11 protein-coding genes are annotated in these 13,200 nt (G+C 65.2%); 10 read left to right on the top strand and 1 reads right to left on the bottom strand.

The features are described from left to right. Positions 1-24: 24 nt before the first annotated feature. Genes C8C93_RS15790 through C8C93_RS15780 form a run of 3 tightly spaced genes read left to right on the top strand, consistent with a single transcriptional unit; the run spans position 25 to position 2,956 of the window. A complete protein-coding gene (locus C8C93_RS15790; protein ID WP_055398531.1) occupies positions 25-936 on the top strand; it encodes an ABC transporter permease in 912 nt (303 codons plus the stop codon). A 26-nt stretch (positions 937-962) separates the two neighbouring features. Continuing rightward, positions 963-1,949 carry an ABC transporter ATP-binding protein gene (locus C8C93_RS15785; protein ID WP_121422335.1) on the top strand — a complete coding sequence of 329 codons (987 nt, stop codon included), beginning with the start codon at positions 963-965 and terminating at the stop codon, positions 1,947-1,949. Further along, entirely contained in the window at positions 1,946-2,956 is a 1,011-nt protein-coding gene (locus C8C93_RS15780) for an ABC transporter ATP-binding protein (RefSeq protein WP_121507523.1), read from the top strand. Before C8C93_RS15785 ends, C8C93_RS15780 begins: the two co-directional genes overlap by 4 nt. Positions 2,957-3,109: 153 nt before the next feature. Here the strand turns inward: C8C93_RS15780 and C8C93_RS15775 are convergent, their stop codons facing one another. After that, positions 3,110-4,030: a LysR family transcriptional regulator gene (locus C8C93_RS15775; RefSeq protein ID WP_056745237.1), complete on the bottom strand. Its 921-nt coding sequence runs from the start codon at positions 4,028-4,030 to the stop codon at positions 3,110-3,112. A 161-nt stretch (positions 4,031-4,191) separates the two neighbouring features. Between C8C93_RS15775 and C8C93_RS15770 the strand changes: the two genes are divergently transcribed. The 7 genes from C8C93_RS15770 (at position 4,192) to C8C93_RS15740 (ending at position 13,165) form a co-directional block, all read left to right on the top strand. Next, entirely contained in the window at positions 4,192-6,318 is a 2,127-nt protein-coding gene (locus C8C93_RS15770; RefSeq protein WP_121507522.1) for a 3-hydroxyacyl-CoA dehydrogenase NAD-binding domain-containing protein, read from the top strand. Positions 6,319-6,421: 103 nt separating this feature from the next. Next, positions 6,422-7,597 (top strand): acetyl-CoA C-acyltransferase, encoded by a 1,176-nt coding sequence (locus tag C8C93_RS15765; protein ID WP_121507521.1) that lies wholly within the window; start codon positions 6,422-6,424, stop codon positions 7,595-7,597. A gap of 44 nt (positions 7,598-7,641) precedes the next feature. Next, positions 7,642-8,850 carry an acyl-CoA dehydrogenase family protein gene (locus C8C93_RS15760; protein WP_121507520.1) on the top strand — a complete coding sequence of 403 codons (1,209 nt, stop codon included), beginning with the start codon at positions 7,642-7,644 and terminating at the stop codon, positions 8,848-8,850. A 10-nt stretch (positions 8,851-8,860) separates the two neighbouring features. Then, positions 8,861-9,994 carry an acyl-CoA dehydrogenase family protein gene (locus C8C93_RS15755; RefSeq protein ID WP_121507519.1) on the top strand — a complete coding sequence of 378 codons (1,134 nt, stop codon included), beginning with the start codon at positions 8,861-8,863 and terminating at the stop codon, positions 9,992-9,994. Positions 9,995-9,998: 4 nt separating this feature from the next. After that, on the top strand, positions 9,999-10,835 hold the full coding sequence (locus C8C93_RS15750) for an oxepin-CoA hydrolase, alternative type (RefSeq protein WP_121508822.1): 837 nt from the start codon (positions 9,999-10,001) through the stop codon (positions 10,833-10,835). After that, a complete protein-coding gene (locus C8C93_RS15745; protein WP_121507518.1) occupies positions 10,832-12,079 on the top strand; it encodes a CaiB/BaiF CoA-transferase family protein in 1,248 nt (415 codons plus the stop codon). The genes C8C93_RS15750 and C8C93_RS15745 overlap by 4 nt, the downstream gene beginning before the upstream one ends. Positions 12,080-12,157: 78 nt before the next feature. After that, positions 12,158-13,165, top strand: a complete 1,008-nt coding sequence (locus tag C8C93_RS15740) for a tripartite tricarboxylate transporter substrate binding protein (protein ID WP_121507517.1) — start codon at positions 12,158-12,160, stop codon at positions 13,163-13,165. Positions 13,166-13,200: the final 35 nt, after the last annotated feature.

Here is a 13,200-nt window from a genome sequence, read left to right as displayed (position 1 = left end):
GTGCTTGTTTACTGGTTTCCCACAATGAAAACAACCCTTGCCCGCTGGTTTGACAGCGATGTTGGCTACAGCTTCCGCACATCGCCCATGGCGATGGTGGCCGCTGCCATCGCGCTGATCTGTGTGTTCTGTTCGGTATTTGCCGGATGGGTCGCGCCCCATAACCCCTTTGACCTGGCCACGCTCGAACTCAGCGACGCGCGGCTGCCCCCGGCCTGGAGCGCCGAGGGCTCCATGAAGTACCCCCTGGGCACCGACGACCAGGGCCGGGACATTCTTTCCGCCCTCATCTATGGCGCGCGCATTTCCCTTGTGGTGGGCCTCGCATCGGTGGTGCTCTCCGTGGTGGTGGGCGTGGCGTTTGGACTGCTGGCTGGCTTTCGCGGTGGCTGGATCGATGCCGTGCTCATGCGCCTGTGCGACGTGATGCTGTCGTTCCCCGCCATCCTGGTGGCGCTGCTGATTGCGGGTGTGGGCCGTGCGCTGTTCCCCAACGCGCACGAGTCGCTGGCATTTGGTGTGCTGATCATCTCCATCTCGCTCACGGGCTGGGTGCAGTACGCGCGCACGGTGCGCGGCTCCACCCTGGTCGAGCGCAACAAGGAATACGTGCAGGCTGCCCGTGTGACGGGCGTTTCGCCGCTGCGCATCATGCGCAAGCACGTGCTGCCCAACGTCATGGGCCCTGTGATGGTGCTGGCCACCATCCAGGTGGCCACGGCCATCATCACCGAGGCCACATTGTCCTTCCTGGGCGTGGGCGCACCGCCCACCTCGCCTTCGCTGGGCACGCTGATCCGCATCGGCAACGACTACCTGTTCTCCGGCGAATGGTGGATCACCGTGTTCCCCGGTGCCATGCTGGTGCTGATCGCCCTGAGTGTGAACTTGCTCGGCGACTGGTTGCGTGATGCCCTCAATCCGCGCCTGCGCTGAACAAGAACAAGAATAGCGATATCCCCATGAGTCTCCTAGAAGTCAAAAACCTCGTTGTCGAATTCCCGGGCCGTCGCGGTACCCTGCGCGCCCTGGACGACATTTCCTTCTCCATTGCACCCGGCGAGATCCTGGGGGTGGTGGGGGAGTCCGGCGCGGGCAAATCGCTCACTGGCGCTGCCATCATCGGCCTGCTGGAGCCCCCGGGCCGCGTGGCATCTGGCCAGATCCTGCTCGAAGGCCAGCGCATCGACAACCTGAGCAATGAGGAAATGCGCCACATCCGTGGCCGCCGCATCGGCGCGATCTTTCAAGACCCGCTGACCTCGCTGAACCCGCTGTACACCGTGGGCCGACAGCTCACCGAAACCATCCTGGCCCACCTGCCGGTCACGCCCGCCGAGGCGCGCCAGCGTGCCATTGCGCTGCTGCAAGACACCGGCATTCCGGCCGCTGCAGAGCGCATCGACCACTACCCGCACCAGTTCTCCGGTGGCATGCGCCAGCGCGTGGTGATTGCCCTGGCCCTGGCGGCCGAGCCCAAGCTCATCGTGGCCGATGAGCCCACCACGGCGCTCGACGTGTCCATCCAGGCGCAGATCATCACGCTGCTGAAAAACATCTGCAAATCGCGCGGTGCCGCGGTGATGCTGATCACCCACGACATGGGCGTGATCGCCGAGACCTGCGACCGCGTGGCCGTGCTGTATGCCGGGCGCGTGGCCGAGATCGGCCCCGTGCACGACGTCATCAACAAGCCCTCGCACCCGTACACCAGCGGCCTCATGGCCTCCATCCCCGACATGACGGTGGACCGTGAACGCCTGAACCAGATCGACGGCGCCATGCCCCGTCTGAACGCCATTCCCCAGGGCTGTGCCTACAACCCGCGCTGCCCCCAGACTTTTGACCGCTGCATGACTGATCGCCCCGACCTGATGGACGCAGGCTCCACCCGCGCCGCCTGCTGGCTGCACGCTGGTGCCACGACAAAAACCGAGGTGACCGCATGAGCGCAGCAATGAAAAGCAAGGCTTTGGTGCAGGCGCACGACCTGGCCAAGACTTTTGACGTGTCCGCCCCCTGGCTCAACCGCGTGATCGAGCGCAAGCCCCGCACGCTGCTGCATGCGGTGGACGGCGTGAGTTTCGAGATCGAAAAAGGCAAGACCCTGGCCCTGGTGGGCGAGTCCGGCTGCGGCAAAAGCACCGTGGCGCGCCTGCTGGTGGGTTTGTACGAGCCCACACGCGGCGGCCTCACGTTTGACAACCAGGACGCACACGCCGCTTTCAAAGGTAATGATGCCAAGGCCATGCGCCGCCGCATCCAGATGATCTTCCAGGACCCGTATGCCAGCCTGAACCCCCGCTGGCTGGTCGAAGGCATCATTGGCGAGCCGCTCAAGGAGCATGGCCTCATCACCGACAAGGCCGAGCTCAAGCAGCGCGTGGGCGAACTGCTCAAGTCCGTGGGCCTGTCGCCGCTGGACATGGTGAAATACCCGCACCAGTTCTCCGGCGGCCAACGCCAGCGCATCTCCATCGCGCGCGCCCTGGCCACCGAGCCCGAGTTCCTGGTGTGCGACGAGCCGACAAGTGCGCTTGACGTGTCGGTGCAGGCTCAGGTGCTCAACATCATGAAGGACCTGCAGCGCGAGCGGCACCTCACCTACCTGTTCATCAGCCACAACCTGGCCGTGGTGCGCCACGTGAGCGATCAGGTCGGCGTGATGTACTTGGGCCGCCTGGTGGAGCTGGCCGACAAACACACGCTGTTCGACACACCGCGTCACCCCTACACGCGCATGTTGCTCGATGCCATCCCCAAGATGCACGACACCGGCAAGGCCCGCACCCCCGTGCAGGGCGAGGTGCCGAACCCGCTGAACCCGCCGCCCGGTTGTGCGTTCAACCCGCGCTGCCCCCACGTGAATGACCGCTGCCGCACCGAGCGCCCCCAGCTCAAGAGCATTGGTGGCATTCGCATTGCGTGCCATGCGGTGGAGGAAGGGCGGATCTGACGCCAGCCGCCACGCGGGTTTGCTGACGCGCGGCGGAGGGACTCATCCGGCATTGCTACTGTCGCAGTAGCGATTGCTATCAATAAAATAGCTGCTAGCGCAATGAATACCTGCGCTTGCGGCTATTTTTTCTTGTAAACGCGCAGAAGATGCTCATCCTGGCTCCGCAGTCACTCCTTGGCCGGCTGCCGGCAGGGCCCGCCCCAGCAGGTAGTCAATGCACGTGCGCACCGCACGCGTCTGGTGGCGGTTGGGCATGTAGAGCATGAACATCTGGGTGCCAAAAATGCTCAACCGCCAGTCGTCCAGCGTGGTCAGCACTTCCCCACTGGACACGGCGTCCTGCACCACGTAATCCGGTACCAGCCCTACGCCCAGCCCTGCCAGGATGCCCTGGCGCAGAAACGGAAAGTGCTCCGAAATGAGGGTGGGCTCCAGGAGGGCTTCCTGGCGCTGGTCACCACGGTACCCGCGCAGGCGCAGCTGCTTGCCCACCACCCCTGCGGTGATCACCGGCGCGGCCTGCAGCGCTTCAAAGCTTTGGGGCAGTCCATGCGCCTCGGCGTACCCGCGCGATGCGCAGGCGATGTAGCGCACGCTGCCCAGGTCGCGCGCCACCAGCGTGGGTGGGGGCTCGGGCATCACGCGGATGGCGATGTCCACCTCATCGCGGATGAGGTCGTCCACCCGGTTTTCGAAGCGCACATCCAGCACGATGCCAGGGTACAGCCGCTTGAAGTCGATCAGCCAGTCTGACATCACCATCTGCCCGTAGCCACTGGGCACGCTCAGGCCCACGCGGCCCTGCAGGCCCTGGCCCAGCGTGGCAATGGTCTCGCGCGCGGCCAACATCTCGTTCTGAATGGCGCGGCCATGGGCATACAGGCGCAGGCCCACCTCGGTGGGCTCCACCCGGCGCGTGGTGCGGCGCACCAGCTGCACACCCACTGACTTTTCGAGCTGGTGCAGGTGGTAGCTGACGTTGGCACGGGACATCTTCAGGTTGCGGGCGGCCTGGCTGAGGTTGCCGGCATCGAGGATGTCGACCAGCACGGTGAGGGAGGTGAGTTCCATTGAACAGGGAGGCGGCGCGGGATGCCGTTGCGGGGGTGTTTGTCAAAAGGCGTTTGACAGTCTGTCAACGGGCTATGTAATTGTCAAGATAACTTCACGCATCAACAATCACCGAGTCATTCACAGGCAGTCAATAGCCATCGACCAGGAGACTTTCCAGCATGGGCGCCGCCATTCCCGCATCTTCCGTTGTCACCACCGCGCTGCAGGGCGATGTGCTTGTCGTCACCATCGACAACCCACCCGTCAACGCCCTGGGCGCCGCCGTGCGCCAGGGCCTGTTGGCCGCCATGCAGCAGGCGCAGGCCGACGCCGCAGTGGCGGCCGTGCTGCTGGTGGGCGCTGGCAAGGCCTTCATTGCCGGGGCGGATATCCGCGAATTCGGCAAGCCACCGGTTGCCCCCATCCTGCCCGAGGTCTGCCGCGCCATCGAAAACCTGAACAAGCCCGTGGTGGCCGTGCTGCACGGTGCGGCGCTGGGCGGCGGTCTCGAAGTGGCTCTGTCAGCCCATTACCGCCTGGCATTGCCTGCCGCTACGCTGGGCCTGCCCGAGGTGAACCTGGGCCTGCTGCCCGGCTCGGGAGGCACCCAGCGCGCCCCGCGCTTGATGGGCGTGCAGGCCGCCACCACCCTCATGCTCAGCGGCCAGCCCCTCAAGGCACAGGCCGCACTGCAGGCCGGGCTGGTGGACAAGCTGGTGGAAGGCACCGACCCGCTGGCCGCAGGCCTGGCCTACGTGCGCGAACTGCTGGCTGCCAACGCCCCCGTGCGCCGCACGCGTGACCTGGCCATTGCCGAGCCGCAGGCTGCGCTGGCCTGGCTGGACGAACAGAAGGCCGAGACCGCCAAAAAGTCGCGCGGCCTGTTCTCGCCCCTCAAGATCATCGAATGCGTGCATGCTGCGCTGCAACTGCCGTTTGACGAAGGCATGGCCCGCGAGCGTGCGCTGTTCATGGAGTGCCTGGACAGCCCGCAGCGCGCCGGTCTCATCCACGCCTTTTTTGCCGAACGCGAGGTCGTCAAGGTGCCCGAAGCACAGGCCGCACAGCCGCGCCCCGTGGCCAGCATTGCCGTCATCGGCGGCGGCACCATGGGCGCGGGCATTGCAGTGGCAGCCCTCGATGCCGGCTTGCCGGTGACCATGATCGAGCGCGACGCCGAGTCCATCGCCCGTGGCCGCGCCAATGTCGAGAAGGTTTACAACGCCCTGGTGGCCAAGGGCCGCATGACTGAAGCTGCCCAGGCCGCCGTGATGGCGCGCTACACCGGCAGCACCGACTACGCCAACATCGCCCAGGTGGACCTGGTGATCGAGGCCGTGTTTGAAGACATCGAAGTCAAGAAGGCCGTGTTCCGCGAGCTGGACCGCGTGTGCAAGCCCGGTGCCGTGCTGGCCACCAACACCTCCTACCTCGACATCGACGCCATTGCCGCTGCCACCGGCCGCCCGCAGGATGTGATCGGCCTGCACTTCTTCAGCCCCGCCAACATCATGAAGCTGCTGGAGATCGTGGTGCCCGCCAAGGTGGCGCCCGACGTGGTGGCCACGGCATTCGAGCTGGCCCGCAAGCTGAAAAAGGTGCCTGTGCGCGCCGGTGTGTGCGACGGCTTCATCGGCAACCGCATCCTGGCCGTGTACAAGCAGGCCGCTGACTGCCTGCTGGAAGACGGCGCAAGCCCCTACGAGATCGACGCTGCCGTGCGCGGCTTTGGTTTTGCCATGGGCCCATTCCAGGTGACAGACCTGGCCGGTGGAGACATTGGCTGGGCCACCCGCAAGCGCCGCGCTGCCACGCGTGACCCCAAGGCCCGGTACGTGGAGATTGCCGACCGCATCTGCGAACGCGGCTGGTTTGGTCAGAAGACCGGGCGCGGGTTCTACCTGTACCCCGACGGTGCCCGCACGGGCCAGCCCGACCCTGAGGTGCTGGCTATCGTGGACGCAGAGCGCGCCAAGAAAGGCGTCACGCCCCGCAGCTTCAGCGCCGACGAGATCATGCGCCGCTACATGGCCGCCATGGTCAACGAAGGCGCCAAAGTGGTGGCCGAAGGCATTGCCCTGCGCCCGCTGGATGTGGACGTGACCTTTGTCGCAGGCTACGGCTTTCCGCGCCACCGTGGCGGCCCAATGAAGTGGGCCGACATGACGGGGCCGGACAAGGTGCTGGCCGACATCGAGGCCTTTGCCAAGGAAGACCCGCTGTTTTGGAAGCCCTCGCCTTTGCTGGTGCAACTGGTGCGGGAAGGGCGCAACTTTGACAGCCTGAACCAGGCTGAAAAGAGCTGAGCCCGCCTCGCGATTCGATTTTTCAGATTCATCAAATTCAAATCATTTTAGTCTCTAGCGCTTGATTAATAAGCGCAAGCAGCTATTAAATCAGGAGCAAATCATGCGTGAAGCCGTCATCGTTTCCACCGCCCGCACCCCGCTGACCAAGTCGCACCGGGGCGAGTTCAACGCCACGCCCGGCCCGCAGCTGGCGGCCTTTTCCGTCAAGGCGGCGGTCGAGCGCTCGGGCATCGACCCCGAGCTGATCGAAGACCTGGTGATGGGCTGCGGCTACCCCGAGGGCATCACGGGTAAGAACATTGGTCGTCAGACGGCACTGCGCGCCGGCTTGCCGCTGTCGGTGGCGGGCATGGTGGCCAGCCGGTTTTGCGCATCGGGTCTGCAGTCGGTGGCGATTGCGGCGGGCCGCATTGTGGCCGAAGGTGTGCCCGCCATGGTGGCCGGTGGGGTGGAGAGCATCTCGGCCATCCGTGCTGGGCTGCCAGGCGACATCGACCCCTGGCTGCAAGAACACAAGCCCGACCTCTACATGGCCATGATCGATACCGCCGACATCGTGGCCCACCGCTACGGCATCAGCCGTGAAGACCAGGACGCTTTCTCGCTGCAAAGCCAGCAGCGCACCGCCGCCGCACAGCAGGCAGGGGTATTCGCTGACGAGATCGTGCCCTGCAGCACGCGCATGATGGAAAAAAACAAGGAAACCGGCGAAGTCACCTACCGCGAAGTGACGGCCACGCACGACAACTGCAATCGCGCCAGCACCACGCTGGAAGGCCTTGCCAAGCTGGAGCCGGTGAAAGGTCCGGGCCAGTTCATCACCGCAGGCAACGCCTCGCAGCTGTCCGACGGCTCCAGCGCCTGCGTGCTCATGGAAGCGAAAGAAGCCGAGCGCCGTGGCCTGCAGCCCCTGGGCGCGTTCCGTGGCTTTGCGGTGGCCGGTTGCGAGCCCGACGAAATGGGCATTGGCCCCGTGTTTGCCGTGCCCAAGCTGCTGGCGCGCCACGGCCTCACGGTGCAGGACATTGACCTGTGGGAGATGAACGAAGCCTTTGCCTCGCAGGCCCTGTACTGCCAGCGCCGCCTGGGCATTCCGTCCGAGCGGCTGAACGTGAACGGCGGAGCGATTGCCATTGGCCACCCCTTCGGCATGACCGGCGCGCGCCTGGTGGGCCACCTGCTGCTCGAAGGCCGCCGCCGCAAGGCCAAGTACGGCGTGGTGACGATGTGCATTGCCGGTGGCATGGGCGCTGCAGGCCTCTTCGAAATCTTCTGACCGTGCGCCACACCACCGAACTCTGAAACTGCAAGCGACCCGATATGGACCTGAATTTCACCCCCCAAGAGGAAGCCTTCCGCGCCGAGGTGCAGGCTTTCTTGAAAGCCAAGCTGCCCGAACGCATCGCCACCAAGGTCAAGGCCGGGCAGCGCCTGTCCAAGGCCGACCAGGATGAGTGGCACGCCATCCTGAACGAGCGCGGCTGGCTTGCCAACCACTGGCCCGAAGCCTATGGCGGCCCCGGCTGGGGCGCGGTCGAGAAGTTCATTTTCGACACCGAATGCGCGCTGGCCGGTGGCCCGCGCATCGTGCCCTTTGGCGTGAACATGCTGGGCCCGGTGCTCATCAAGTTTGGCAACGAAGCGCAGAAGCAATACTGGCTGCCGCGCATCCTGAGTGGTGAGGACTGGTGGTGCCAGGGCTACTCCGAGCCCGGCGCGGGCTCGGACCTGGCTTCCGTGAAGACCACGGCAGTGCGAGTCACGGACGAAACAGGTGACCACTACATCGTCAACGGCCAGAAGACCTGGACCACCCAGGGCCAGCACGCCAACATGATCTTCTGCCTGGTGCGCACCGACCGCGAGGCCAAGGCGCAATCGGGTATCAGCTTCTTGCTGGTGGACATGCAATCGCCCGGCGTGGAGCTGCGCCCCATCCGCACGCTCGATGGCGACAAGGAAGTCAACGAGGTGTTCTTCACCGACGTGAAGGTGCCGGTAGAAAACCTGGTGGGCGAGGAGAACAAGGGCTGGACCTACGCCAAGTACCTGCTGACCTATGAGCGCACAGGCATTGCAGGCGTGGGCTTTTGCATTGCCGCACTGGCCAAGCTCAAGGTGGTGGCCGCCAAGGTGATGAAGAACGGCCAGCCGCTGGACCAGGACCCGCTGTTTGCCGCCCGCATGGCCCAGGTCGAGATTGACCTGGAGAACATGAAGACCACCAACCTGCGCGTGATTGCCGCCGTGGCGGGTGGCGGAGTGCCGGGGGCTGAAAGCTCCATGCTCAAGATCCGTGGCACCGAGATCCGCCAGGAAATCCTGTCGCTCATCCGTCGCGCGATGGGTCCGTATGCGCTGCCTTTCATCGAAGAAGCGCAGTACGAAGGCTATGCCGATGAACCCGTGGGGCCGAAGGAGGCAGCGACGGCAGCCGCGAATTACTTCAACTACCGCAAGCTGTCGATCTTTGGCGGCTCCAATGAAATTCAGAAGAACATCATTTCCAAAATGATCCTTGGTTTGTGAGGTTGCCGCGATGAACTTTGAACATACCGAAGACCGCCGCATGCTGGCGGACACCCTGAACCGTTTTGTGGCCGAGCAGTACGGGATCGAAATCCGCAACCACATCGCCTACGGCGACAGCGGCATGGACGCAGCGCTGTGGGGACGCTTTGCGGAGCTGGGTGCGATTGGCGCGCTTTTCCCCGAGGCCGATGGCGGTTTTGGCGGTGCGGGCTTTGATGTGGCCGTGGTGTTTGAAGCCCTGGGCAGTGGCCTGGTGGTCGAGCCGTTTGTGGGTGCACTCATGGTGGGCCGGGCATTGGGCCTGGCGGGCAGCGCTGCGCAAAAGGAACACATCGCCAGCATCATCGACGGCAGCACCGTGGTGACCCTGGCGCACGAGGAAGCCGGCGCGCACTACGCCCTGAACCGCGTGACCACCCGCGCCGTGCGCAATGGCGACGGCTGGTTGCTCACCGGCCACAAGGCCGTGGTGCTGCATGGCGACCAGGCTCAACTGCTGTTGGTCAGTGCCCGCACAGCGGGCGCCGTGGACGATGAAGAGGGTATCTCGCTGTTCCTGGTGCCCGCCGATGCCGCGGGCCTGAGCCGTCGTGGCATGGGCCGCATCGACGGTGGCCGTGTGGCCGAAGTCACGTTGCAAAACGTGCAAGTCGGCGCCGGCGCGCTGGTGGGCTCGGAAGGCCAAGGTTTTGCCACACTGGAACATGCCGCGGGCTGGGGCATTCTGGCCGTGTGCGCCGAGGCGCTGGGCGCCATGGATGTGGCCAAGAAGCACACGCTGGAATACCTGCAAACGCGCAAGCAGTTTGGTGTGCCCATTGGCAGCTTTCAGGCCCTGCAGCACCGCATGGCCGACCTGCTGCTGGAGGTGGAGCAGGCACGCTCTGCCGTCATCAATGCGGCTGCAGCCATGGACAGCACCGACCGCACCGAGCGCGAGCGTGCGCTGTCCGCCGCCAAGGTCACGATGGGCCGCATTGGAGCGCTGGTGGCTGAGGAAAGCATCCAGCTGCACGGCGGCATTGGCATGACGTGGGAGCTGCCCCTGTCGCACTATGCCAAGCGCCTGGTCATGGTTGATCACCAGTTTGGCGATGAAGACCACCACCTGGCGCGCTTCATTGCGCTGGGCCGGAGCTGAAGCCATGGAGCAGCCACAGCCTCTGCTGCAACGCCGTGAGGGCGCGGTGCTCGTGCTCTCCAACAATAACCCCGCCGCGCGCAACGCGCTGTCGCCCGCGTTTTACGCGGCGCTGACCGAGGCCTTGGCGGAGGCCGAGTCCGACCCTACCGTGGGTGCCATCGTGCTCACGGGCGAAGGCGGGCACTTTTGTGCGGGCGGTGACTTGCGCCAATTGGCCAAGCGCCGTGAGCTGTCCATTGAAGAGCGCCGCGCCAAGCTCGAAGGCCTGCACGACCTGATCCGCACCGTGCGCGATTGCCGCAAGCCGGTCATTGCCGCGGTGGAGGGCGCTGCGGCGGGCGCCGGTCTGTCGTTGGCGCTGGCCTGCGACATGCTGGTGGCTGCACGCAATGCCGTGTTCTCTGTGGCGTATGTGAAGGTGGGTCTCACGCCCGACGGCGGTGCTACCGCCTTCCTGGCCGAGTTCGTCTCGCGTCAGGTGTTGACCGAGCTGTGCCTCACGGGCGAACGCATCTCGGGTGAGCGGCTGCATGCGCTCGGCCCCGTCAACCGCCTGGCCGAGCCGGGCGAGGCACTCGCCCAGGCCGTGGCCCTGGCTGCGCAAGTTGCCACCGGGCCTGACACCGCGATGGCGAACATCAAGGCCCTGTGCCGCAGCGCCTATGTGCAGCCGCTGGCTGACCAGCTGGAGCTTGAGGCACAGCTGATGGTGCTGTCACAGGCCACCGAAGAATCCCGCGAAGGCATCGCTGCGTTTCTGGAAAAGCGCCCGGCCGATTTCGCACGCTTGCGCCAGGCTCCTGCCACTGCCGCTACCCAACCCGACACTACGAAATGACCACTACAACACCGACACCCCCGCTGCCCGAGGGCATGGACTTCCCGCTCGACGGCGTGCGCGTGCTCGACCTCTCGCGCGTGTTTGCCGGGCCGCTGTGTGGCCAGGTGCTGGCCGACTTTGGCGCTGACGTCATCAAGGTGGAGCACCCCGGCCGGGGCGACGACACCCGCGACTGGGGCATGCGCATCGGCAAGACCGAGACCACCTACTACAACAGCATGAACCGCAACAAGCGGTCCATCACGGTGGATTTGCAGACGCCCGAAGGCGTGAAGATCATCCGCGATTTGCTGCCGCAGTGCGATGTGGTGATCCAGAACTTCAAGACCGGTGGTGCCGAGAAGCTGGGCCTGGGCTACGAGCAGCTCAAGGCCATCAAGCCCGACCTCATCTACTGCTCGGTGGCGGGCTACGACAGTTCCGGCCCCGAGGCCAAGCGACCCGGCTACGACCTGGTGATTCAAGGCGAAGCCGGGCTGATGGCGCTGAACGGCGAGGCCAGCCAGCCACCGCTGAAGTTCGGCGTGGCTGCCGTGGACATGATGACCGGCATGTACGCGGCGCAGGCCGTGCTGGCCGCGCTGTTTCGCCGCAGCACTACGGGCAAGGGCCGTCACATCGAAATGGCGCTGTACGACTGCGGCCTGATGATCACCGGCTACTACGGGCTCGACGCCATGCTGCTGGGTCACGACCCGCAGCGCTACGGCAATGCCCACCCGTCCATCGTGCCCTACGGCATGTTCGAGGCGCAGGATGGTCCGCTCATCATCGCCGTGGGCAACAACAGCCAGTTCGACAAGTTCTGCCGCCAGGTGGTGATGCGCCCGGATATCGTCGAAGACCCACGTTACGCCACCAACGTCGAGCGTGCCCGCAATCGACTGATCCTGCTGCCCGAGATGAAGGCGTTGATTGCCAGCTTCCCGCGTGATGTGCTGCTCGAACGCCTGACCGCTGCTGGCATCCCTTGCGGCAGGGTGGCCGGCCTGCACGAGGCGCTGACCAGCGAGCGTACGCGCCGCGGCGGCCTGCTGCAGGAAATGCCCCACCCCGTGGCGGGCACTACGCATGTGTTTGCGCCGCCTTATCGACTCGACGGCCAACGCCTGCCCATCCGCAACGCCCCGCCCACGCTGGGCGCCGCCACGCGGGAGGTGCTGCAGCAACTGCTGCAGCTGCCCGAGGCAGAGCTTGAAGCCCTGCGCGACAAGGGCGTGCTCACGCTTCCGTCGCTCTAAATACTATAAAAATAATAGCTTTAATCGCTTGCTGGGTAAGCGCTGGAGCAAATTTTCAACCTCAACCAGGAGACAAACATGAACATCACCCACATTCACCGCCGCCGCGTCCTGCAGGGCTTGGCCGCCTTGGCCAGCACCGGCCTGCTGGGTTCCGCCATGGCCCAGTCGGGCAAGGAGGCCTGGCCCAGCAAGCCCATCAAGCTGATCGTGCCCTACCAGGCCGGTGGCGCCACCGACATCACCGCCCGCACGCTGGGCGAGAAGCTCTCGGCCCGCCTGGGCCAGCCCGTGCTGGTAGACAACCGTGGCGGCGCCGGCGGTGTGACCGGCACTGACCAGGCGCTCAAGTCACCGGCCGACGGCTACACGCTGCTGGTGTCGCTGGGTACCACCATGCTGATCAACCAGTACCTGTACGAGCGCCTGCCGTACCAGCCGCAAAAGGACCAGGCCCTCATCACGCAGATCGCCCTGGCTCCGGTGGTGCTGCTGGTGCATCCGCAGCTGCCGGTGTCCACCGCGGCCGAGCTGATGAGCTATATCGACCGCAACAAGGGCAAGGTCGCCTACGGCTCGTGGGGCATGGGCTCGTATGCCCACCTGGCTGGCGCCTGGCTGTCTGACAAGCACAAGGCCGACATGAATCATGTGGCCTACAGGGGCGAGGCGCCCATGCTGCAGGACCTGGTGGGCGGGCAGTTGCAAATGGCATTTGCCAGCCTGCAGTCGGCCCGGCCGTACATTGATTCGGGCCGTCTCAAGCCGCTGGCCGTGACGGGCACCCAGCGCATGGATGCGCTTCCCAAGCTGGCCACCATGGCCGAGCAGGGCATCAAGGACGAGGTGTTCCAGGTGACAGGCTGGTTGGGCATGAGCGCCCCGGCCAACACCCCGCCGGAGGTCGTGGCCCGCCTGGGCCGCGAGCTGCAGGCCGTGATTGCGCTGCCTGAGGTGCGTGAGCGCATCCAGCAGATGGGTTTCATCCCCGTCGGCAGCAGCCCCGAACAGTTCGGCGCCCAGTTCAAAAAAGATGCACCCGTCTGGGAGCGCGTGGTCAAGGTGTCCGGCGCCAAGCTGGACTGATGCAACCCCTCCAGCAACCTGAGCCCGTTTTGACC

The organism is Acidovorax sp. 93 (genome assembly GCF_003633835.1).
GTDB lineage: Bacteria > Pseudomonadota > Gammaproteobacteria > Burkholderiales > Burkholderiaceae_C > Acidovorax > Acidovorax facilis.
Note: the sequence above shows the minus strand (reverse complement) of the source record. Positions and strands in the feature narration are given on the sequence as shown.

Coding starts and splice junctions, on each gene's coding strand:
- C8C93_RS15775 (WP_056745237.1), bottom strand. CDS start 4,030: ATGGAACTCACCTCCCTCACCGTGCTGGTCGACATCCTCGATGCCGGC.
- C8C93_RS15750 (WP_121508822.1), top strand. CDS start 9,999: ATGGAGCAGCCACAGCCTCTGCTGCAACGCCGTGAGGGCGCGGTGCTC.
- C8C93_RS15780 (WP_121507523.1), top strand. CDS start 1,946: ATGAGCGCAGCAATGAAAAGCAAGGCTTTGGTGCAGGCGCACGACCTG.
- C8C93_RS15770 (WP_121507522.1), top strand. CDS start 4,192: ATGGGCGCCGCCATTCCCGCATCTTCCGTTGTCACCACCGCGCTGCAG.
- C8C93_RS15760 (WP_121507520.1), top strand. CDS start 7,642: ATGGACCTGAATTTCACCCCCCAAGAGGAAGCCTTCCGCGCCGAGGTG.
- C8C93_RS15745 (WP_121507518.1), top strand. CDS start 10,832: ATGACCACTACAACACCGACACCCCCGCTGCCCGAGGGCATGGACTTC.
- C8C93_RS15740 (WP_121507517.1), top strand. CDS start 12,158: ATGAACATCACCCACATTCACCGCCGCCGCGTCCTGCAGGGCTTGGCC.
- C8C93_RS15790 (WP_055398531.1), top strand. CDS start 25: ATGAAAACAACCCTTGCCCGCTGGTTTGACAGCGATGTTGGCTACAGC.
- C8C93_RS15755 (WP_121507519.1), top strand. CDS start 8,861: ATGAACTTTGAACATACCGAAGACCGCCGCATGCTGGCGGACACCCTG.
- C8C93_RS15785 (WP_121422335.1), top strand. CDS start 963: ATGAGTCTCCTAGAAGTCAAAAACCTCGTTGTCGAATTCCCGGGCCGT.
- C8C93_RS15765 (WP_121507521.1), top strand. CDS start 6,422: ATGCGTGAAGCCGTCATCGTTTCCACCGCCCGCACCCCGCTGACCAAG.